This is a genomic window from Synechococcus sp. HK01-R (genome assembly GCF_014217855.1).
In the GTDB taxonomy this organism is placed as follows: domain Bacteria; phylum Cyanobacteriota; class Cyanobacteriia; order PCC-6307; family Cyanobiaceae; genus Synechococcus_C.
In genome coordinates this window covers 105073-121877 of sequence record NZ_CP059059.1, presented here as the reverse complement: position 1 = coordinate 121877, position 16805 = coordinate 105073, and the positions used below count along the sequence as shown (strand labels likewise).

The following is a 16805-nucleotide window of genomic DNA, read 5'->3' as shown; positions in this document are numbered from 1 at the left end:
GTCAAAAGCTCAGCTCATCGGTTGTTTTGGTTTGGGCGGTCGTTTTCCTCTGTGAGGGGCAGGAGTCTTGGTATGGGGTCTCTGGGGCTGGTCGCTCTTAAGGCCTAGCGGAGGGGGTGTCGCCCAGTTGGTGGTTCTCCTTACGTTCTGATCGTTCTTTGTTTGCTGAGGCTCGCGTAACTGGGGTGAACTTTTCTCCCCTTTGTCGTCACGACATTGCGCCAGCCGCCTGGCATGCGTCCTTCTTTCGTCTTGCTGCTTCTCTCTGGAGTGATTTCAGGTAGCGCAGCGCTTCTGCCGGTCTTGGCTCGTGATCTTGAGGCCGATCCTGTGAGGGATGCCCTTGATCTGGTCCTGAATCAGCCCCTGCCAGATGGAACGGCTTCAGAGACTCCCGTCTCGAACGAGTTATCGGAGCCTGCCAGTGCTGCTCAAGAGCTGCCTTCCGAGCCAGCTCCTGCACCGGTCAAGGCACAGCCTCCTGTCCCTCCAGCGCCAGCAGTCGTCTCTGTAAGCACCGGCGAAGCCAGCTGGTATGGCCCGGGGTTCTTCGGCAATCGCACCGCCAATGGTGAAGTGTTTCGGCCGGGAACGATGACCGCAGCCCATCGCACCCTTCCTTTCGGCACTCGCGTTCGCGTCACGAATCTCTGGAACGGCCGTTCCACCGTGGTGAGAATCAATGATCGAGGTCCGTTCCACGGCGCTCGGGTGATTGATCTCGCCCATGGCGCTGCCAATCAGCTGGGTTTGATTGCTAGCGGCGTGGCCAAGGTCAAGCTTGAGGTGCTGCGCTGAGTCTCCCTGTCCTCAGGACTCTTGGCGATCTGCAGCGATGGCGTGCAGGCAGGTCTGAGCCTGTTCACTTCGTGCCGACCATGGGGTCTCTGCATCAGGGGCATGCCCAGCTGATCCAGAGGGCCCGCACGCTCGGATCAGGCCCTCGCTCGGTTTTGGTGAGTGTCTATGTCAACCCACTGCAATTTGGAGTGGGTGAAGACTTTGCTCAGTATCCAAGGACTCTCCAGGCTGATCTTCAGCTGGCAGCTGAAGCAGGTGCCACAGCCCTTTGGTGTCCTGATGATGGGCAGATTTATCCCGGGGGTGCGCAGGAGGCCTTCCGTCTTCAGGTGCCCGAATCGCTACAGAACCGATTGTGCGGAGCCCACCGCCCCGGTCATTTCGATGGTGTCGCGACCGTGGTCTGTCGCCTTTTGGCCTTAACCAGGCCCGACTGGCTTGTGCTGGGGGAGAAGGATTGGCAACAGCTCACGATTCTTCGCCATCTGATCGCCGATCTCGGTTTGCCGACGCGGATCAGTGGTTGTGCAACCGTGCGCGATCCAGATGGGCTTGCTTGCAGTTCTCGTAACGCCTATCTCACGGCTTCAGAACGGGTACTCGCTGCTCAGTTTCCAGCTCTGCTTCAGGCCTGTGCTCAGCAGTTTCGGGATCGGGGGACCGCCGTGGATCCAGTTCAGCTGTCAGGTGCCCTCGGCGCCACCGGCCTGGCGGTGGAGTATGTAGATGTCCTGGATCCGATCTCCCTTCAGCCGGCTCGGCCCGATCAGGCCCTACGCCTGTTGGCTGCGGCTGTTCGCTGCGGCCAGACCCGTCTGATCGATCACGTGTTTCTGATGACTCGTTCGCCCATCGTTGCCATCGACGGCCCCGCCGGTGCCGGCAAGAGCACTGTGACCCGTGCTTTCGCTGAGCGTATGGGTCTGCTCTACCTCGATACCGGCGCCATGTATCGGGCCGTCACCTGGTGGGTGCAGCAAAAGGGTGCTGATCCGGCCGATGCCCATGCAGTTGAGCAGCTTCTCACCAATCTTGAGATTGAGCTGGAGCCACTGCGTGATGGCATTCAGACGGTACGGGTGAATGGAGAAAACGTCACCGACGCGATTCGAGACCCGCGGGTGACCGCTTCCGTTTCGCTTGTGGCTGCCCATGCCTGTGTGAGAGAGCTACTGACGCGACAACAAAAGCGCTTGGGTGAGCAAGGTGGCTTGGTGGCGGAAGGGCGTGACATCGGCACGGCTGTGTTCCCCGATGCCGAGCTCAAGGTCTTCCTGACGGCCACACCGGAGGAGCGGGCTCGCCGTCGGGCCAAGGATCTGGAGGCCCGAGGCCATGCGGTCCCCGATCTGGCAGTGCTTGAAGCCCAGATCGTTGAACGGGATCGGATGGACAGTACCCGTGACGTGGCGCCGTTGGTGCAGGCGGTGGACGCGACGGAACTGATCACCGACGGCATGAGCATCGACGAGGTGATCGAAGCCCTCGTGGATCTGTTCCGGTTCCGGGTGGCCGAGGAGGCCTGGCCGAACCCAGCCGGCCAGGGATGAATCACTCTGGATGCTTCGCCGGGTTGGTCAGCGTTTCGAGCAGCCCCTCGCAGGCATCCTCTAGAAGATCGAGCACATGCTCGAAACCAGCTTCACCCCCGTAGTAAGGATCGGGTACGTCCCTGGTCTGATGACGACGGGCATAGCCGAGCATCGGCTGGATTGTTGCCGTAGATCGCCCCCCGGCTTCTCTGCTCAGGCTCTGCACGGCATCCAGATTGTCCTGATCCATGGTCAGGATCAGATCAAAGCTTGTGAGATCGCCCATGGCGAGTTGGCGTGCCCGGCTGGGTAGATGGATGCCCCTTCGGTTCGCGGCGGCCTGCATGCGTTGGTCGGCAGGTTGCCCCACATGCCAGCCGCCAGTGCCGGCCGAATCCACCACAAAGTTGTCGGACAGGCCGTGTTGTGCTATCAGATGGAGGAACACCCCTTCGGCGGCTGGTGACCGGCAGATATTGCCGAGACAGACAAACAGCAGCTTCTGAGTCATCCGTTCGAAAGGCGTTGGAGTGCGAGGCGAGCCCTGGAGCGCACCACCTTCACATCTTCCCCCTCACCCAGCAGTTTGCGCAGGGCGTTCTCTCCTTGCTGCCGCTGCATCGGGTTGCAGCTGGTTTCGCGCAGGCGACGTTCGAGGCCAACAGCCACGGCGTAACGCACGATCCACTCGCCATCGTCTGTCGCCTGGATCAGGCCTTGAAGGCAGCGTTCCCGCTCTGCCTCGGCATGGTTTGGATCGGTGAGTTGCAGATTGCCTAGGCCACAAGCAGCGGCTCTGCGCACACTGGGTCCGATGTCTGCCGCCAGGGCCCGTTCCAGCACAGGCAGGCCGCGGCGGTCGGCTATCCCTGCGAGCGCCCGCACCGACCAGGCCCTGGCGCCGTAGTTGTGGCCGTCGAGGTTGTCGAGAATCGTTTCGACGACCGGTTCTCCGATCGCGATCAAGCCATCGACGGCGGCGACGGCAGCACCTGGGTTGTTGAAGCCCAGAATTTCGAGCAGGCAGCGGGCACCGGCGGGATGGCCCGTGGCAGCAAGGGCCTGTGTAGCTTCAAGCAAGCCGTCGGCGGTGTCAGCGCGGTCGACCGCCTCGATCAGCGCAGCGATGGGGGTGGGGAGAGTCATGATCAGAGCAGGGCGTCCATGGCGTCGAGCACGGCTTCATCGACTGCCTTATCAACGGCGGTTTCGGCAATCCCTCGTAGGGCGATCAGCTTGAGGCTGTTTTCGGCGAGGGTGTTGCTGATGGCGGTCAGGGCTGGCCTCCAACCCGTTGCTCCAAGGTCCATCAGGGCCGCCCGGCGCACTTGAAGTTGGTCGTGTTGAAGCAACTCCACCATCGCTTCTCCCCATTGAGGATCGTCGGTGAGTTGCAGCAACGCCCTGCAGGCGGAACTCCGCACGACGGGCCGTTCGTGGTGCAGAAAGGATTTCAGAGTGGTCAGCACGGCGTCGTTGCCAATGCCGATGTCTCCCAGTGCTTCCAGAAGAGCGTCACAGGGTTCTTTCATCCGTGGCGTGCCCTCCTCCCGGGCGCCGGCGACGTCAGGTCCACTGGCCAAGCGAGCGAGCAGTAAGGGCACCGCCGCTTCAGCTTTCAACTGGCCGAGCGACCGAGCCGCGGCTTCCCGCAGACCATGGTCGTCATCGTTCAGTGTTGCGAGCAGATCGGGGATGGCAGGGTTGGCGATGGCACCGAGCTTGCCCAGGGCACGGGCTGCATTACGGGCAACGGCATTTTCTTCCACCTCATCGCCGAGTTGGCGGGCCCGACGTTGTTGCAGGGCGTTGCGCAGTAAGGGAACAGCCTGGGGATGTTGCGTGCGGCTGCGACCTAGCCACCAGGCGGCGTAGTACTGCGCCGAAGGATCGTCACTGAGTTGCAGGCGCCGCAGGGCTTCTGCTTCATCGATCGGATCCCCATTCCAGGCCTGTGATCCTTCCGGGCCTGACTGCATAGCTTCCGCGCAGGAGAGTGGGTCCCGATGCTGCCATCACCAGGCCAATAAAAAGGCCTCCCACTGGGAGGCCTGAAAGAGATCGACAACGATCGTGATGCAATGACTGACGGAAATCAGATCAGAGCGTTGATGGCGTAGTCGAAGTAGTTGTTGGCTTCGGTGGCAGCCTCACCAGACAGACCGTGGTTGGCCTTGATGTAGTTCAGCGCTTCCACATACCAGGAGGGGGAGAGCTCGAAGGTGCGGTTGATCTCGTCGAGACCGGCGATCAGATAGTCATCCATGGGGCCGGTGCCGCCTGCCACGAGGCAGTAGGTGACCATGCGCAGGTAGTAGCCGATGTCGCGGGAGCACTTGGCCTTGCCTTCGGGAGTGGCAGCGAAGTTGGCGCCCTGCATCTGGGTGGTGTAGGGGAACTTGCTGTACACAGCTTGGGCAGCACCGTTCACCAGGGTGTCGGCCTTGGTGGTCAGAGCTTTGGCAGCCTCAAGGCCAGCTTTGGCTCGGTTGAAACGACCGAAAGCACCTTGGATTTCGGTGTTGCTGAGGAAGCGACCCTGGGAGTCAGCTGAGGAGACCGCTTCGGTGAGGGGAGTTTTCATTGGAGGTGAAAAAGGTTGTTAACGACTGAACGGCGTCGCAATCAGGCGACAGCAGCAGCAGCGCGGTCGAAGTAGGTGCCGATTTCGCTCATCAGCGCGGTGCAATCACCCTGGGTGATGCCGGCCTTGTCGTTGGCGATGGAGATGGCGGCTTCCTTCATCAGGTTCACGCCAGCAGCCACGGAAGCACCGGGGGTGCCGAGGGCCAGGTAGGTCTCGCGCAGACCGTTGAGGCAGCGGTCTTCCATCACGGAAGCGTCGCCGGTGAAGATCGAGTAGGTGACGTAACGCAGGATGATCTCCATGTCGCGCAGGCAAGCAGCCATGCGGCGGGAGGTGTAAGCGTTACCGCCGGGGGCGATCAGCGCAGGCTGCTGAGCGAACAGGGCGCGAGCGGCGTTAGCAACGATGGTGGAAGCGTTGCTGGTGATGCGGTTCACAGCATCCAGACGCTTGTTGCTGTCGGACACCATGGCGGCCAGGGCGTCGATCTCGCTGGCGTTGATGAACTGGCCCCGGGCATCAGCCTGGGCGACAACCTTGGCGAAGGCGTCGAACATGTTGGAACTCCTGTAGGCGAGGTCTGGAGAAAACTTCAGACAGGGATGGGGAGAAAGCCGGGAGGCTCTCGCGTCCCGTCGCCAGTGATTCTCGCGAAGTCAGCCAAGGGACCCCGAAGGCTGTTCATAATGCTTAACTCCGCTTGCAGTCACAAGGAAGTCGAGGCTCATCGCAGGTCGAAGAGCACGTCGTGGATGTAAGCCTCCGTCCAGTCGGCGCCGTAAAAGCGCGTCAGCATGCCCCGTGCTGGGTCTTTTTCCGCCCTATAGGTCGTGTAGCGATGCTGGCCGGCCAGCAGGCTTGCCGCTCTGGCATCGCTCACCGGTTTGGCTTCGTCAACCAAGTTGAGATAGAGCTCGAGATACTCCTGATAAGCAGAGCGGATCACCGTCTCGATCAATCGGTCGCCTTCTGCGCCAAGCGGAAGGCGCGTCCATAGAAATGCTGGAGAAAAGAAAGGCTGCGCTTCTTCGGGGATCGGTCCTCCATCAGGGAGTTCCTGGCGCCAGCGTTCGAAGATGGGCATGAGTCGCTCCCAGACCGGCTCGGTGTGTTCTGGATCGCTCTTGTCGACTGGTTGAAGATCCAGGGCCAGGAGGTGACCGTTGGGCAAGGTCACCAGATCGGCACCGAAAAAGGGCAAGTCGTAGCGGCAGCTGGGATTGATCACAAAATTCAGCACGGAGGCGGCCGCTCCCGCTTCCACGCAAGCCGATCGCACCTGGCGCAGCTTGGCTGTGCTGCATGCCCAGGTGGCCGTGGTGACGGGAACTGGTCGCGCCTTCGAGCCCGTGCTGCCTTGCTTCAGCAAAAACGTGTCGGGCACGTCGTAGGGCTGAGGATCGAACGGCTGAAGTTTGCCGACGGCATTGTCGAGAAAGGGTTGCCAGCGCCACCCTTCGATCTGAACGGGATCGAGGCTGCTGTGACGAGGAGAGGGAGTCATGCGCTCTGGCTTGCGGGGAAGAGAAACTCGTGGAGAAAGCGGTCTGACCACTCCTTGCCGTAATGGCTGGTGAATAGGCCGTGGGCTGGATCCCGTTCGGCGCTGTAGACGTCGTAAGCCTTTTGCAGATTGATGACGTCTTCGCTCGTCATCGGGCTTTTTGCTTGTGCGGCTTGGTCATGCAGCTGCCAATAGGCCGCCAGAAATGGCGTGAAGGCTTTGGGCAGGGAACTTTGTGCCTGATCGGCACCACCGCGGCAAAACAACAGCCAGGGCGAGAAGTATTGATTGGGGTCGAAGGAGCGCATGGTCTCTTCGCCGCTCAGATCGGGGAACTGCGCGTGCAGGTTTTTGAGGCCGCTGTAGTGGCGCTCGAAGTAGCTGGGATCCTGCGACAGCGGCTGAAAGTCGAGAACGGCCACCAGCTTCTGACGGGCTCCGAACCAGAGCAGGTCGATGCCTAGTAATGGGTGATCAAACGTTTCAGCCGGGTAGGCGACCGAATTGAGCACCTGGAGGCTGTCGCCTGCATCGAGGCGGGTGACGCGCCAGCGGCGGAACCCCGGCACATCCCACAGCCAGCTGCGGATCTCACTGTTCTGTTTGTCGGATCTCTTCTGTTCCAGGCCTTCGGGAACAGTTGCGAGACGACCTCCCCGGGATTCGATCCCTGCATGGAGTTCTTTGAGGAAGGGGTCAAACATTCAGATGGCCCCCGCCTGATTGAGGTCATGCTCCAGGGCCAAAGCCTGCTGGCGCAGTTGTTCAAGATCGCTGTCGCTGGGGCAGCGGAATTCGGTGCAGTAGGTCGTCATGGAGACCCCGTCGAGACATTGCACAGAACTCACCCGCATTCGCAGGTTGTCGGTCACGAACCAACACCGCTCGATTCCCACATTGGTGTCGTAGCGGGTTGTGATCGTGAGCACGCCATCCTCGGCGAAGGTGTAAGTGCTAATCACCGATTGCTTTTCCACGTAGCCTTTGTCACGCAGAAGGAAGCCTCGATGCGGTGCTTCCGTCGATGGCACATCGATCAGAACAGCAGCGTTGTCATCGCTGCGGCTGCTCTGTTTGAGATTGCTTTCCCACCAAAACCGGGCGCCGCCATTGGCTTCGGATGGGTCGATGCCCAGGTTGGTGCAGATCGATTCCACAGCTGAGTCTGAGCGGCTGAAGGGCTCGATGATCAGATTGGAATCGGCGAACTCATCGTCTTGGTGGTCGAGGTGATGGACGGCGCGACGGGTCATCCAAGTGCCGCGGCTGGCTTGGAGGAACGCCTCCATCGTCATCGCTGTGGTGAGCATCGGAGAGGGCCTCAGAAGGTCGTGGCGAGCGCTCAGCGCTTGCTGCGTTCAGTGATCAGCTGGTTGAGAACTGCTTCGATGCGTTGCAGCTCGGGGTGATCGCTCAACGTTCCTTCGATCTTTTTTTGAGGCAATTTCAACTTCTGCCCCATTGCGACCACGTCGCTCCGGAGCCTGTCGCGATAAGCAGTGAGCTGTTCGATCGACTCGTCGAGCTCTTGCGTGGAGACGTCCGTCACGGGCAGGAGAGATCCAAGTGCGGCGACCCTAGAACGAAGAACCTGGCTGCCATGGCGCTGGGTCTGGCTCCGTCATGTTCTTGATGACCTTATTAATACTGTCGCTCAAGACCGCTGGGGGAATGAGGTTGCTCAGACCGTTGCGTGGAATCTTGAGAGAACCTGTAGAGATCGCATGGATGGGGCCTTGTGGGGGGCGAAATTCTGCCTTAGTCCCATGCGCTGGAAAGGTTTTGGCTTGATCGGGTTGGCGGATGACGAACCTTTGCGTCATCCGAGGCCTCCGGGAAGCTACCCATGAAAAACACCTACCTTCCCCTGGAGCGGTAGCTTGTCTGCCACTCGTACGCCGGCTCCATCAGTCCGGGTCTTGAGCATTGCGCCCAACGCCTTGCGTCTGACACCTTCAGCTCCGGTTGAAGGGCTCGGTGGATCACCCCGAAGTCTTGCCCCTCCCTATGCTCGACGCATTCTCCCGCGCCGTCGTTAGCGCCGACGCTAAAACCGCTCCTATTGGTGGCGGTGAACTGGCTGCTCTCAAGGGCTTCGTTGCCGAAGGCAACAAGCGTCTTGATGCTGTGAACGCCATCACCTCCAACGCCTCCTGCATCGTGTCTGATGCTGTGACCGGCATGATCTGCGAGAACACCGGTCTGATCCAGGCTGGCGGTAACTGCTACCCCAACCGCCGCATGGCTGCTTGCCTGCGCGACGGTGAGATCGTTCTGCGTTACATCTCCTACGCCCTGCTGGCTGGCGATGCTTCCGTGCTCAACGACCGCTGCCTGAACGGTCTGAAGGAGACCTACGTGGCTCTGGGTGTGCCCCTGCAGTCTGCAGCTCGCGCTGTGGCCATCATGAAGGCTTCTTCCACGGCTCACATCAACGAGACCAACACCACCGGCACCAACCCTGTCGAGACCCGTTTCCGCAAGATGGAAACCGTCCAGGGTGACTGCTCTGCTCTGGTTGCAGAAGCTGCTTCCTACTTCGACCGCGTGATCAGCGCCCTCAGCTGAATCAGCGAGCGATAGCTCTCTTTTCCCAAAGCACACTTCCACTAAGGATCTCAAAATGAAATCCGTTGCAACCACCGTTGTGACCGCCGCTGACGCAGCTGGTCGCTTCCCCACCCAGAACGACCTCGAGGCCGTTCAGGGCAACATCCAACGTGCCGCTGCCCGCCTGGAAGCCGCTGAGAAGCTGGCTGCTGGTCTGGACGCCGTCACCAAGGAAGCTGGCAATGCCTGCTTCAACAAGTACCCCTACCTCAAGCAGCCCGGTGAGGCTGGTGAGAACCAGACCAAGGTGGACAAGTGCTACCGCGATCTGGGCCACTACCTGCGCCTGATCAACTACTGCCTGGTTGTGGGCGGCACCGGTCCTCTGGACGAGTGGGGCATTGCCGGCGCTCGTGAGGTGTATCGCACCCTGCGTCTGCCTACCGCTCCCTACGTGGAAGCTCTGACCTACACCCGCGACCGCGCTTGCGCACCTCGCGACATGAGCCCCCAGGCTCTGAACGAGTTCAAGGCTTACCTCGACTACGCCATCAACGCCCTCTCCTGAGTCGCGTCATTGGTGAAGAAGGGGGCCCTGCGGGCCCCCTTTTTTTGTCTTGTTCAAGGCGGCTTGGGCTTCGTTTTGCCTAACCAGTGCCATGGTGTTGCAGTGGCCTCATGGCGTTAATCCATGGTCTGGATCCGTCGCAGAGCTGGTTCGGTTGCCTGGGCGGCGTGAACGATCGCTTCCTCGAGGGTTGTTTGACTTGGTGGTTGTTCTGGCCGTTCTCAGAAATCGATCGCTTGTGACGTTCTGTCCTGCTGAATCGCGGCGACATGAACCGGATGTTCCTAGCGTTACATCATCTGAAAGTCATTCTGCTGCAATGCATCTTGACTTTTCTGAGAGCGTATGACGAACCTTTGCTTATTCGTAAGGGTTCGCGAATTGGGAGATGAGTCGATATTAGTTTCGTTCCGCGCTTAAGCCTTCGGGCTCAAGCACCTAGCCACCAAGTCTCCTGGGTGTAGTGCACGGGAGCCAATGGCCAGAGAGTCTCCGTGATTCTTTGACTGCTGGATTGGCGGCCGTATAAGCCCCCTTAACAGTCCTGCTTTCCTATGCTCGACGCATTCTCCCGCGCCGTCGTTAGCGCCGACGCTAAAACCGCTCCTATTGGTGGCGGTGAACTGGCTGCTCTCAAGGGCTTCGTTGCCGAAGGCAACAAGCGTCTTGATGCTGTGAACGCCATCACCTCCAACGCCTCCTGCATCGTGTCTGATGCTGTGACCGGCATGATCTGCGAGAACACCGGTCTGATCCAGGCTGGCGGTAACTGCTACCCCAACCGCCGCATGGCTGCTTGCCTGCGCGACGGTGAGATCGTTCTGCGTTACATCTCCTACGCCCTGCTGGCTGGCGATGCTTCCGTGCTCAACGACCGCTGCCTGAACGGTCTGAAGGAGACCTACGTGGCTCTGGGTGTGCCCCTGCAGTCTGCAGCTCGCGCTGTGGCCATCATGAAGGCTTCTTCCACGGCTCACATCAACGAGACCAACACCACCGGCACCAACCCTGTCGAGACCCGTTTCCGCAAGATGGAAACCGTCCAGGGTGACTGCTCTGCTCTGGTTGCAGAAGCTGCTTCCTACTTCGACCGCGTGATCAGCGCCCTCAGCTGAATCAGCGAGCGATAGCTCTCTTTTCCCAAAGCACACTTCCACTAAGGATCTCAAAATGAAATCCGTTGCAACCACCGTTGTGACCGCCGCTGACGCAGCTGGTCGCTTCCCCACCCAGAACGACCTCGAGGCCGTTCAGGGCAACATCCAACGTGCCGCTGCCCGCCTGGAAGCCGCTGAGAAGCTGGCTGCTGGTCTGGACGCCGTCACCAAGGAAGCTGGCGATGCCTGCTTCAACAAGTACCCCTACCTCAAGCAGCCCGGTGAGGCTGGTGAGAACCAGACCAAGGTGGACAAGTGCTACCGCGATCTGGGCCACTACCTGCGCCTGATCAACTACTGCCTGGTTGTGGGCGGCACCGGTCCTCTGGACGAGTGGGGCATTGCCGGCGCTCGTGAGGTGTATCGCACCCTGCGTCTGCCTACCGCTCCCTACGTGGAAGCTCTGACCTACACCCGCGACCGCGCTTGCGCACCTCGCGACATGAGCCCCCAGGCTCTGAACGAGTTCAAGGCTTACCTCGACTACGCCATCAACGCCCTCTCCTGAGTCGCGTCATTGGTGAAGAAGGGGGCCCTGCGGGCCCCCTTTTTTTGTGCCTTGTTGAAGTTTCACTGCCTTGCTTTCAAGACGTTGTTGGCCGTTTTAGGGTCTCAGCGACGCTGAAGATTTTGTGTGACTGCAGCTGAAAACGCAGCGATCCCAGACCTGGATCAGCTCTTCAGTGATTTGGCTCACCCCAATCCATACATCCAGACCCAGGCCTTTACGGCCATGGCCCAGCACTGGCAACAAGAAGCGATGCCGCGCTTGATCGCCTTGCTCGATCAACCCGATGTTTCCCTGCGTCGCGCTTCAGTGCGTGGCTTGGGTGCCTTTGGTGAGGTGGCGATGCAGCCCATCGCTGATTGCTTTCGCTCCAGTGAGGATGGAACGGTGAGGGCAAGTTGCGTGAAGGCCTATGCCCAGTTGGCCTCGAACTATCCAGGACTTCCCTTTTCAGCAGCTGCCATGGAGGTGCTCCAGGCAGGCCTCGCGGATCCCTCCCCTGTGGTTGCTGTGGCGTCCGTGATGGCTTTGGGGCAGGTCGGGGAACAGGCGGTTTCTCTCCTGCTTGAGGTGAGTCGTGGCGATAACCCTGCTCAGGCGGTTGCCGCAGTGAACGCATTGGCTGAGATCAATGACCCCTCAGTGGAGGAAGGCTTTGATGCCCTGCTGGCTCTCGACGATCTTGACGACTATGTGAGGGAGACGTTGGCGTCTGCTGTGTTGAGGGTCAAAGATCTCAAGGCCCGTCAACCGGCCTGATCGAGTTGATTGATGGCCAATTTCAGAACGGCTTGGACATCCGTTTGGTCTTCTTGGCTCAAACGAACGTCCAGTGCTGGCCTTGAGGCAGTGGCCTGAAGCTTCATCAGAGACAGGGCCGCATTTTTTCGAACCTGGCCTTCCGGGTCGTTCAGCATCGGCTCGAGCAACGGTGCTGCCCAGGCTGGGTTGTGGAGTTTGCCGAGCAGCGTTGCCGCCTCAGCGCGCACATCGCGATCTGAATCCTTGAGCCCCTGCTCCACCAGGCCCCTGGCTTCGCTGTCATCGAGGCTTTGGATCTGATCGCCTAAAGCGGCGATCGCGGCGCAGCGGATTTCGGCATGGTCTGAAGTGGCTGCGTTTCGCAGAGCTTCTGGTGCCCTGGCACCAACAAAGGCCAGCCCCCAGCTGGCAAGACCCAACTGCATCGCGGTGCTGTTGGGGTTGATCAGCACCTCGAGCAGGCCATCAATGGCTTCTGCTCCCACTGCTGCCATGGCGCCCACGGCGGATCCCTGCACCACGGGATCAGGGTCATTGAGCAGGGCTTTGAGCAGTACAGGCAGAGCGCGGGGGTCTTCGATCAGCGTGAGGGTTTTGGCGGCGGCACGGCGCACGGTGACACTGTCGTGCTCGGAGAGGGCACGACAGAGCGATGGCACAGCTGCCTTGCCCACCACGCCAAGACTTTCGGCGAAGGTCAGTCGCATCAGGCCGCGTGGGTCGCCAAGCCCGGCCACCATCCGTTCGATGCTGTCGCTGTCTCCGGCTGGGATGACTCCATTACGGATTTGCTGCTTCAGCTCCTCGGCCAGCTGGGTTGCCTCGTCTTGGTTGAGCTGCTGAGGCTGTCCGTCAACGGACAGGGGCTGGTGTTCGCTCATCACCCTTGATGTGCCTGAGCTTTGAATTATCGAGGGTGACTGAGCCCAGTTAGGGTCTTCGTCACACTGTTGACCCCATGACCTGTTTCGTTCTCTCCCACAACCTGCAGGTCAACTCCCCATCGTTGCCGCCCTTGGGCGCACAAGAGTTGGCGAATGGCTTGAAGCAATACAGCCAACGGATCAGCTCGGCAGCACCACTCGACCATCCCCATTGGCTTGTGACCGTTGATGCAGAGGGGAGTGCTAGTGAAGTGGCAGATGATCTTGTTTCTGCCTGGCGTGCGTTTCGTGCAGCCCGGGGAGACGATGCGGGGCATCACCTCCTTGCCCTCGGAGGCCGAAAAGACACCGCTGGGGCCCCTGGCTCTCCGCTTCAGCTAGGGGCTTGGGGTGTGGATGTGGTGGAAACTCTCGATGGGGATGCCTTTCTCCAAGCCATCAACTGGGAAGGCCTGAAAGCAGGTCGGCCAGCTGATGGCGTGTTCGAACGGAGGGGTTGACCCCCTCACTCTTATTCGCTCGCCTTTTTGCGGCGACGGGGCCAGCGTTCTTGTTTGGCTGACTTGCTGGCTTTGGGCGCCGCTGGGGTGGATGGTTGGGTGTGCGCCGCGAATGACCTCACTGCGTCTGCTCCCTGCAAAGAGACTGAAACGATTGAGATTTGGCGCTGGCCCACCATCTGCATGTGGCGGCTCAAAAGGGAGAGCGGAATCTTGGTTCCATGCCGCGCCTTCAAACGGGCCCCCTCGGCAATGCCGGTGGTGACCATGAAGCTGTTCTCTTGCCAGGGACCCATGTCTCTGTTGTGACTGACAAGGCCAGCCTGCCAAACTTCACCTGGTGGGGCCAGGGTGTCGCAAATGTTTAACGCACTCGCAGAATGGGCTCGTGCCACTGCAGAGTCATGGGAGTTGTCTGAAGGGCGTTGGCATTCGCCCTAATTTGTGCTGTGAGTCGTTTCGACAATATTCATCTCGGCCTCTCCCATGAGGAAGCCCTGCGCATCCTCACGCTTCCGGAAGACCAGCTCGACTCCGCCAGTGATTACTACATGGCGGCCTCCCATCTGATCAATTTTCCTGGTGAGACCACTGCCAATGCGTTGATCACGTTGGTGGCTGAAGGCAGCGACCAACAAACGAAGAAACTGGCGCGACGCAAAGCGGTCGAAGTGTTGGGTCGATTGAAGGTCACGGCTGCGGAGGCCGTGATCGGTGCCTGCTTAAGCAGTGATGATCCTTATTTGGTGGAAAATGCTGCTTGGTCGCTTGAACAGTTGAGCTGTCAAGACGACCATTTCCATCAGCAGATGATGGCTCTTCTGGCGGATCCTGGTCAGAACCGCAGGGTGCTGATTCAGAGTTTGGCGGGCTTGGCAGTGCGCGAGGCATTGCCTGCGATTCAGTTGCTGATTGATGACGAAGTCCCGGGTGTGCGCGGAGCAGCACGCTCAGCAATCGCTCGGCTGAGTGGGACGTTTGATCAGATTGATGCCTTGGAAGATCTCCTGACCCTTCCGAATCAAATGGATCGACATGCTGGGATTCAGGATGTGATCGACTGTGGTGCTGGTCAGTTGTTGCCGAGTGTGCTGAAGGCGCCTGTGTCTCCTGTGTTTCGTATGCGTGCATTAACGGCACTTTGGCCTGATGCTGAGGAGACTTTTCAAGGGCTTTCGTTAACGGCAACCCTCGATCGTCTTCTCATCGACAATCCTGATGATCTTGTTTTAGTGCATCGGTATGATGCCCCTCCGGCCGACGCTTTCCTGGTTCAGGAATTCTTTGGAACTGATTTCAGCCGTTGCTATTTAGGTCTGCAAACGCTTCGCAGTCGCCCTTCTTTAATGCTGTGGCCACTTCTAAAACAGCGTTGGCAAGAGGAAGCGCATAATGATTACGGTGCCCATTATTTCTTTATTCGCCTTTTTGCTGCTGTGCAGCATTGGCCGCAGGATGCGTTCGTTGAGATTGAAGCATGGTTGCTGGAGGCCGTTGAAACCAAGCGACCCCAGTTCATGAAGTCAAAGCCAGCAGCTTTGCTGGCTCTGGCAGCACTGGTTCCAGATCGCTGTCGTGAGCATCTTGGCGATTGGAGTGATCCTGAGCAGATGGCATTTTGGGAGTGTCGTTATGCCGCTGCCATGGTGATGGAGCAATTGGGCATGCAGCCTGCGCAACAGCCTGATCCCCATCCGTATGTGGAGGCTCGTTTGGCGATGATCAGGAATTGATCTCTGCGTAGCGGGTTTGATTTGAGCCGCGACTTGCCCAGTACTGGACAATTTTCTCACCACCAGGTCTTGGAACACTGGCCAGTGCCCGGAGCACTTTGAAGCTGCGGTTCGGGCCCATGGGCCAATTGCCGACGGCTTTGACCTCTCGAATGTGCCCTCCAAGTGCTTCCAGGGATTGTTCGAACCGATCAAGTTGGGCTTGATCGACTGTTTCGAACAGAAAATCGGTGCCAACGCAGATCAAATGCTGGGATCGGATCCACGTCCGCAATTGTTTTTCCGCTGGGCTTGCAGGCATGAGACGGGGTGCCTGCTGATTAGTCGTTGAGGCCTTTCAGCCAATCGTCGGTGAGATGGTCAGCCAGGGATGCCACGCGCTCGAATTGGAGTAGGCCATGTTCAGAGCCCCAGACCGCTTGATCGGTGGCTGGGTCGAAGCCTCGGTCGCGACTGCTCCAACTCTGTTGGTCAACATTCACTTCGCTGACGAGATAAGTCAACTTGCCGTCGCGGGGAACCATGCAGCCCTTGCCGGGCTCCACGCATCCTTCATAAGCACCGTCGCGCACGCTGCGAAAGTGCATGGCACAGCCGCAGCGCGGTTTGAGGCTTTGGGCGTCGATGGCATCGAGCAGGGAGGTGTGCTGAGGGGCGCCGGCGACGCGTTCGGGTGCTGCTAGCCCGTAGTTTTCAACGATGTGAATCCCCTCGCTCCCAGCTCGGAGGCGGTGAACGCCTTGGCGGTAGGGCCGCCAGGGATCATGGTCGTAGCTCTGTTCCGAATAAAAGCCAGGGGCTTCAAGAACGGCCCAAGGCAGAGGCAGAAAGAAAATATTGATATGGGCAAACTTGCTTGGATCAGATTGTGCCTGTTTGCGGTTGCTGTAATGCCCACAAAGGGTGCGTGCAAACGCCAGGGAAGGGTGCATTGTCTTGGTGGTGGTCAAACCGAGAGACGCCTGACTTCGGATGCAAAGGATGTCTGCAGCACACCCGAGCCTTCTGATGTGCGTAATACAGATGAGCGGCAGCGCACATGTTCAGCCACAAACCAGATGCGCTCTTCCGCAATCGACTGGCCGTATTTCGTACTCAGTACAAACGTGCCGTCGGACAGGAACTGGTAGGTGGATGTGGCTTGTTCCGCTTCGGCATAGCCGACACTCCGCAGCAGCACACCACTCTGTTCATTGGCGGGGAAGGGCACGAGAACGCAGGAGCCCGCTGATACTTCACTGGGATCGTCGGGCTCCCAGTCGCTTTCAGCACTCCACTCCATGCGAAAGGGCGCTTCGGGTGTTCCCTGAACCGACGTATCCGATTGGAGTAAATCAATCACCCGTTGATCGTTAAGATCAAGACGCTCGATGGTGATCTGGCTGAGGACCTCTTCAAATTGCTGAAAAGCGAGGGAGTGACCACTCCTCATGGAGCGCCACTGACCCTCGCTTCGTTCAACGAACGATTGGAGATTCATTAGAAACTTCAGAACCGAATTGAAGCGTCCGAAGATTCTTGGCTGCGTGCACTCTGCATCATCTTCACCATGGACTCCACCATCATCTCCATGGCCACAGGCACATTGGTGCCGGATGGAGAGGCGTTGACCATCTCGCAGGGGCGCTTATCAGAGTTGGGGCGGTGGAGTGGGGACATCGGTTGCAAGCGTTGTCTTAGTGGTCCGATTGTTTGAAAATCTCTGGCGGCAGGGCTGCC

At 59.3% G+C, this 16805-nt stretch carries 23 protein-coding genes; 10 read left to right on the top strand and 13 right to left on the bottom strand.

What is annotated here, in order from left to right:
- Positions 1–234: 234 nt before the first annotated feature.
- Positions 235–798 carry a septal ring lytic transglycosylase RlpA family protein gene (locus H0O21_RS00685; RefSeq protein WP_131456961.1) on the top strand — a complete coding sequence of 188 codons (564 nt, stop codon included), beginning with the start codon at positions 235–237 and terminating at the stop codon, positions 796–798.
- A 29-nt stretch (positions 799–827) separates the two neighbouring features.
- Positions 828–2351, top strand: coding sequence for a bifunctional pantoate--beta-alanine ligase/(d)CMP kinase (locus H0O21_RS00680; protein WP_370523095.1), 1524 nt, complete (start codon positions 828–830; stop codon positions 2349–2351).
- A 1-nt stretch (position 2352) separates the two neighbouring features.
- On the opposite strand, the gene H0O21_RS00675 is transcribed toward H0O21_RS00680, so the two are convergent.
- The 9 genes from H0O21_RS00675 to H0O21_RS00635 all read right to left on the bottom strand — a co-directional run bounded on the left by H0O21_RS00675 (position 2353) and on the right by H0O21_RS00635 (position 7973).
- Entirely contained in the window at positions 2353–2844 is a 492-nt protein-coding gene (locus tag H0O21_RS00675) for a low molecular weight protein-tyrosine-phosphatase (RefSeq protein ID WP_185190066.1), read from the bottom strand.
- Positions 2841–3479, bottom strand: a complete 639-nt coding sequence (locus H0O21_RS00670) for a HEAT repeat domain-containing protein (protein ID WP_185190065.1) — start codon at positions 3477–3479, stop codon at positions 2841–2843. Before H0O21_RS00670 ends, H0O21_RS00675 begins: the two co-directional genes overlap by 4 nt.
- Positions 3480–3481: 2 nt before the next feature.
- Positions 3482–4312, bottom strand: a complete 831-nt coding sequence (locus H0O21_RS00665) for a HEAT repeat domain-containing protein (RefSeq protein ID WP_185190064.1) — start codon at positions 4310–4312, stop codon at positions 3482–3484.
- Positions 4313–4428: 116 nt separating this feature from the next.
- Positions 4429–4917: a phycocyanin subunit alpha gene (gene cpcA / locus H0O21_RS00660; RefSeq protein ID WP_185190063.1), complete on the bottom strand. Its 489-nt coding sequence runs from the start codon at positions 4915–4917 to the stop codon at positions 4429–4431.
- A 41-nt stretch (positions 4918–4958) separates the two neighbouring features.
- Positions 4959–5477 carry a phycocyanin subunit beta gene (locus H0O21_RS00655; RefSeq protein ID WP_185190062.1) on the bottom strand — a complete coding sequence of 173 codons (519 nt, stop codon included), beginning with the start codon at positions 5475–5477 and terminating at the stop codon, positions 4959–4961.
- 167 nt (positions 5478–5644) lie between these two features.
- Entirely contained in the window at positions 5645–6424 is a 780-nt protein-coding gene (locus H0O21_RS00650) for a phycoerythrobilin:ferredoxin oxidoreductase (RefSeq protein ID WP_185190061.1), read from the bottom strand.
- Entirely contained in the window at positions 6421–7128 is a 708-nt protein-coding gene (locus H0O21_RS00645) for a 15,16-dihydrobiliverdin:ferredoxin oxidoreductase (protein WP_185190060.1), read from the bottom strand. Before H0O21_RS00645 ends, H0O21_RS00650 begins: the two co-directional genes overlap by 4 nt.
- Positions 7129–7734, bottom strand: coding sequence for a phycobiliprotein lyase (locus H0O21_RS00640; RefSeq protein WP_255441059.1), 606 nt, complete (start codon positions 7732–7734; stop codon positions 7129–7131). It abuts the gene before it with no gap.
- A 32-nt stretch (positions 7735–7766) separates the two neighbouring features.
- Positions 7767–7973 carry a hypothetical protein gene (locus H0O21_RS00635; RefSeq protein WP_185190059.1) on the bottom strand — a complete coding sequence of 69 codons (207 nt, stop codon included), beginning with the start codon at positions 7971–7973 and terminating at the stop codon, positions 7767–7769.
- Positions 7974–8431: 458 nt separating this feature from the next.
- Between H0O21_RS00635 and cpeB (H0O21_RS00630) the strand changes: the two genes are divergently transcribed.
- The 6 genes from cpeB (H0O21_RS00630) (at position 8432) to H0O21_RS00610 (ending at position 11966) form a co-directional block, all read left to right on the top strand.
- Positions 8432–8992 (top strand): class 1 C-phycoerythrin subunit beta, encoded by a 561-nt coding sequence (cpeB, locus tag H0O21_RS00630; protein WP_185190057.1) that lies wholly within the window; start codon positions 8432–8434, stop codon positions 8990–8992.
- 55 nt (positions 8993–9047) lie between these two features.
- The gene (gene cpeA, locus H0O21_RS00625; RefSeq protein ID WP_185190058.1) at positions 9048–9542 is read left to right on the top strand and encodes a class 1 C-phycoerythrin subunit alpha; all 495 of its coding nucleotides are present in this window, start codon (positions 9048–9050) and stop codon (positions 9540–9542) included.
- A 110-nt stretch (positions 9543–9652) separates the two neighbouring features.
- On the top strand, positions 9653–9784 hold the full coding sequence (locus H0O21_RS13275; protein WP_255441058.1) for a hypothetical protein: 132 nt from the start codon (positions 9653–9655) through the stop codon (positions 9782–9784).
- Positions 9785–10096: 312 nt separating this feature from the next.
- Positions 10097–10657 carry a class 1 C-phycoerythrin subunit beta gene (gene cpeB / locus H0O21_RS00620; RefSeq protein ID WP_185190057.1) on the top strand — a complete coding sequence of 187 codons (561 nt, stop codon included), beginning with the start codon at positions 10097–10099 and terminating at the stop codon, positions 10655–10657.
- Positions 10658–10712: 55 nt separating this feature from the next.
- Positions 10713–11207: a class 1 C-phycoerythrin subunit alpha gene (gene cpeA, locus H0O21_RS00615; protein WP_185190056.1), complete on the top strand. Its 495-nt coding sequence runs from the start codon at positions 10713–10715 to the stop codon at positions 11205–11207.
- A gap of 126 nt (positions 11208–11333) precedes the next feature.
- Positions 11334–11966, top strand: a complete 633-nt coding sequence (locus H0O21_RS00610; RefSeq protein WP_185190055.1) for a HEAT repeat domain-containing protein — start codon at positions 11334–11336, stop codon at positions 11964–11966.
- On the opposite strand, the gene H0O21_RS00605 is transcribed toward H0O21_RS00610, so the two are convergent.
- Entirely contained in the window at positions 11954–12850 is an 897-nt protein-coding gene (locus H0O21_RS00605; RefSeq protein WP_185190054.1) for a HEAT repeat domain-containing protein, read from the bottom strand. The two genes, H0O21_RS00610 and H0O21_RS00605, sit on opposite strands and share 13 nt — an antisense overlap.
- 77 nt (positions 12851–12927) lie before the next feature.
- On the opposite strand from H0O21_RS00605, the gene H0O21_RS00600 reads away from it, so the two are divergent.
- Complete coding sequence (locus tag H0O21_RS00600) at positions 12928–13353, top strand: DUF2656 family protein (RefSeq protein ID WP_185190053.1); 426 nt, start codon at positions 12928–12930, stop codon at positions 13351–13353.
- A 614-nt stretch (positions 13354–13967) separates the two neighbouring features.
- Positions 13968–15086 (top strand): HEAT repeat domain-containing protein, encoded by a 1119-nt coding sequence (locus tag H0O21_RS00595; protein WP_255441057.1) that lies wholly within the window; start codon positions 13968–13970, stop codon positions 15084–15086.
- On the opposite strand, the gene H0O21_RS00590 is transcribed toward H0O21_RS00595, so the two are convergent.
- The 3 genes from H0O21_RS00590 to H0O21_RS00580 are packed head-to-tail and all read right to left on the bottom strand — an operon-like array spanning position 15076 to position 16566.
- Complete coding sequence (locus H0O21_RS00590; RefSeq protein ID WP_185190051.1) at positions 15076–15387, bottom strand: CpeR family transcriptional regulator; 312 nt, start codon at positions 15385–15387, stop codon at positions 15076–15078. The two genes, H0O21_RS00595 and H0O21_RS00590, sit on opposite strands and share 11 nt — an antisense overlap.
- Positions 15388–15406: 19 nt before the next feature.
- Positions 15407–16018, bottom strand: a complete 612-nt coding sequence (locus H0O21_RS00585) for a chromophore lyase CpcT/CpeT (RefSeq protein WP_185190050.1) — start codon at positions 16016–16018, stop codon at positions 15407–15409.
- Between the two features lie 14 nt (positions 16019–16032).
- Entirely contained in the window at positions 16033–16566 is a 534-nt protein-coding gene (locus H0O21_RS00580) for a phycobiliprotein lyase (protein WP_185190049.1), read from the bottom strand.
- Positions 16567–16805 lie beyond the last annotated feature (239 nt).

What these genes read in the sequence shown, in the direction of transcription:
- H0O21_RS00665 (WP_185190064.1), bottom strand. Translation starts at nt 4,312, where the DNA reads ATGCAGTCAGGCCCGGAAGGATCACAGGCCTGGAATGGGGATCCGATC.
- H0O21_RS00605 (WP_185190054.1), bottom strand. Translation starts at nt 12,850, where the DNA reads ATGAGCGAACACCAGCCCCTGTCCGTTGACGGACAGCCTCAGCAGCTC.
- H0O21_RS00670 (WP_185190065.1), bottom strand. Translation starts at nt 3,479, where the DNA reads ATGACTCTCCCCACCCCCATCGCTGCGCTGATCGAGGCGGTCGACCGC.
- H0O21_RS00675 (WP_185190066.1), bottom strand. Translation starts at nt 2,844, where the DNA reads ATGACTCAGAAGCTGCTGTTTGTCTGTCTCGGCAATATCTGCCGGTCA.
- H0O21_RS00600 (WP_185190053.1), top strand. Translation starts at nt 12,928, where the DNA reads ATGACCTGTTTCGTTCTCTCCCACAACCTGCAGGTCAACTCCCCATCG.
- H0O21_RS00685 (WP_131456961.1), top strand. Translation starts at nt 235, where the DNA reads ATGCGTCCTTCTTTCGTCTTGCTGCTTCTCTCTGGAGTGATTTCAGGT.
- H0O21_RS00650 (WP_185190061.1), bottom strand. Translation starts at nt 6,424, where the DNA reads ATGACTCCCTCTCCTCGTCACAGCAGCCTCGATCCCGTTCAGATCGAA.
- H0O21_RS00590 (WP_185190051.1), bottom strand. Translation starts at nt 15,387, where the DNA reads ATGCCTGCAAGCCCAGCGGAAAAACAATTGCGGACGTGGATCCGATCC.
- H0O21_RS00585 (WP_185190050.1), bottom strand. Translation starts at nt 16,018, where the DNA reads ATGCACCCTTCCCTGGCGTTTGCACGCACCCTTTGTGGGCATTACAGC.
- cpeB (WP_185190057.1), top strand. Translation starts at nt 8,432, where the DNA reads ATGCTCGACGCATTCTCCCGCGCCGTCGTTAGCGCCGACGCTAAAACC.
- cpeA (WP_185190056.1), top strand. Translation starts at nt 10,713, where the DNA reads ATGAAATCCGTTGCAACCACCGTTGTGACCGCCGCTGACGCAGCTGGT.
- H0O21_RS00655 (WP_185190062.1), bottom strand. Translation starts at nt 5,477, where the DNA reads ATGTTCGACGCCTTCGCCAAGGTTGTCGCCCAGGCTGATGCCCGGGGC.
- H0O21_RS13275 (WP_255441058.1), top strand. Translation starts at nt 9,653, where the DNA reads ATGGCGTTAATCCATGGTCTGGATCCGTCGCAGAGCTGGTTCGGTTGC.
- cpeA (WP_185190058.1), top strand. Translation starts at nt 9,048, where the DNA reads ATGAAATCCGTTGCAACCACCGTTGTGACCGCCGCTGACGCAGCTGGT.
- cpcA (WP_185190063.1), bottom strand. Translation starts at nt 4,917, where the DNA reads ATGAAAACTCCCCTCACCGAAGCGGTCTCCTCAGCTGACTCCCAGGGT.
- H0O21_RS00580 (WP_185190049.1), bottom strand. Translation starts at nt 16,566, where the DNA reads ATGAATCTCCAATCGTTCGTTGAACGAAGCGAGGGTCAGTGGCGCTCC.
- cpeB (WP_185190057.1), top strand. Translation starts at nt 10,097, where the DNA reads ATGCTCGACGCATTCTCCCGCGCCGTCGTTAGCGCCGACGCTAAAACC.
- H0O21_RS00645 (WP_185190060.1), bottom strand. Translation starts at nt 7,128, where the DNA reads ATGTTTGACCCCTTCCTCAAAGAACTCCATGCAGGGATCGAATCCCGG.
- H0O21_RS00640 (WP_255441059.1), bottom strand. Translation starts at nt 7,734, where the DNA reads ATGCTCACCACAGCGATGACGATGGAGGCGTTCCTCCAAGCCAGCCGC.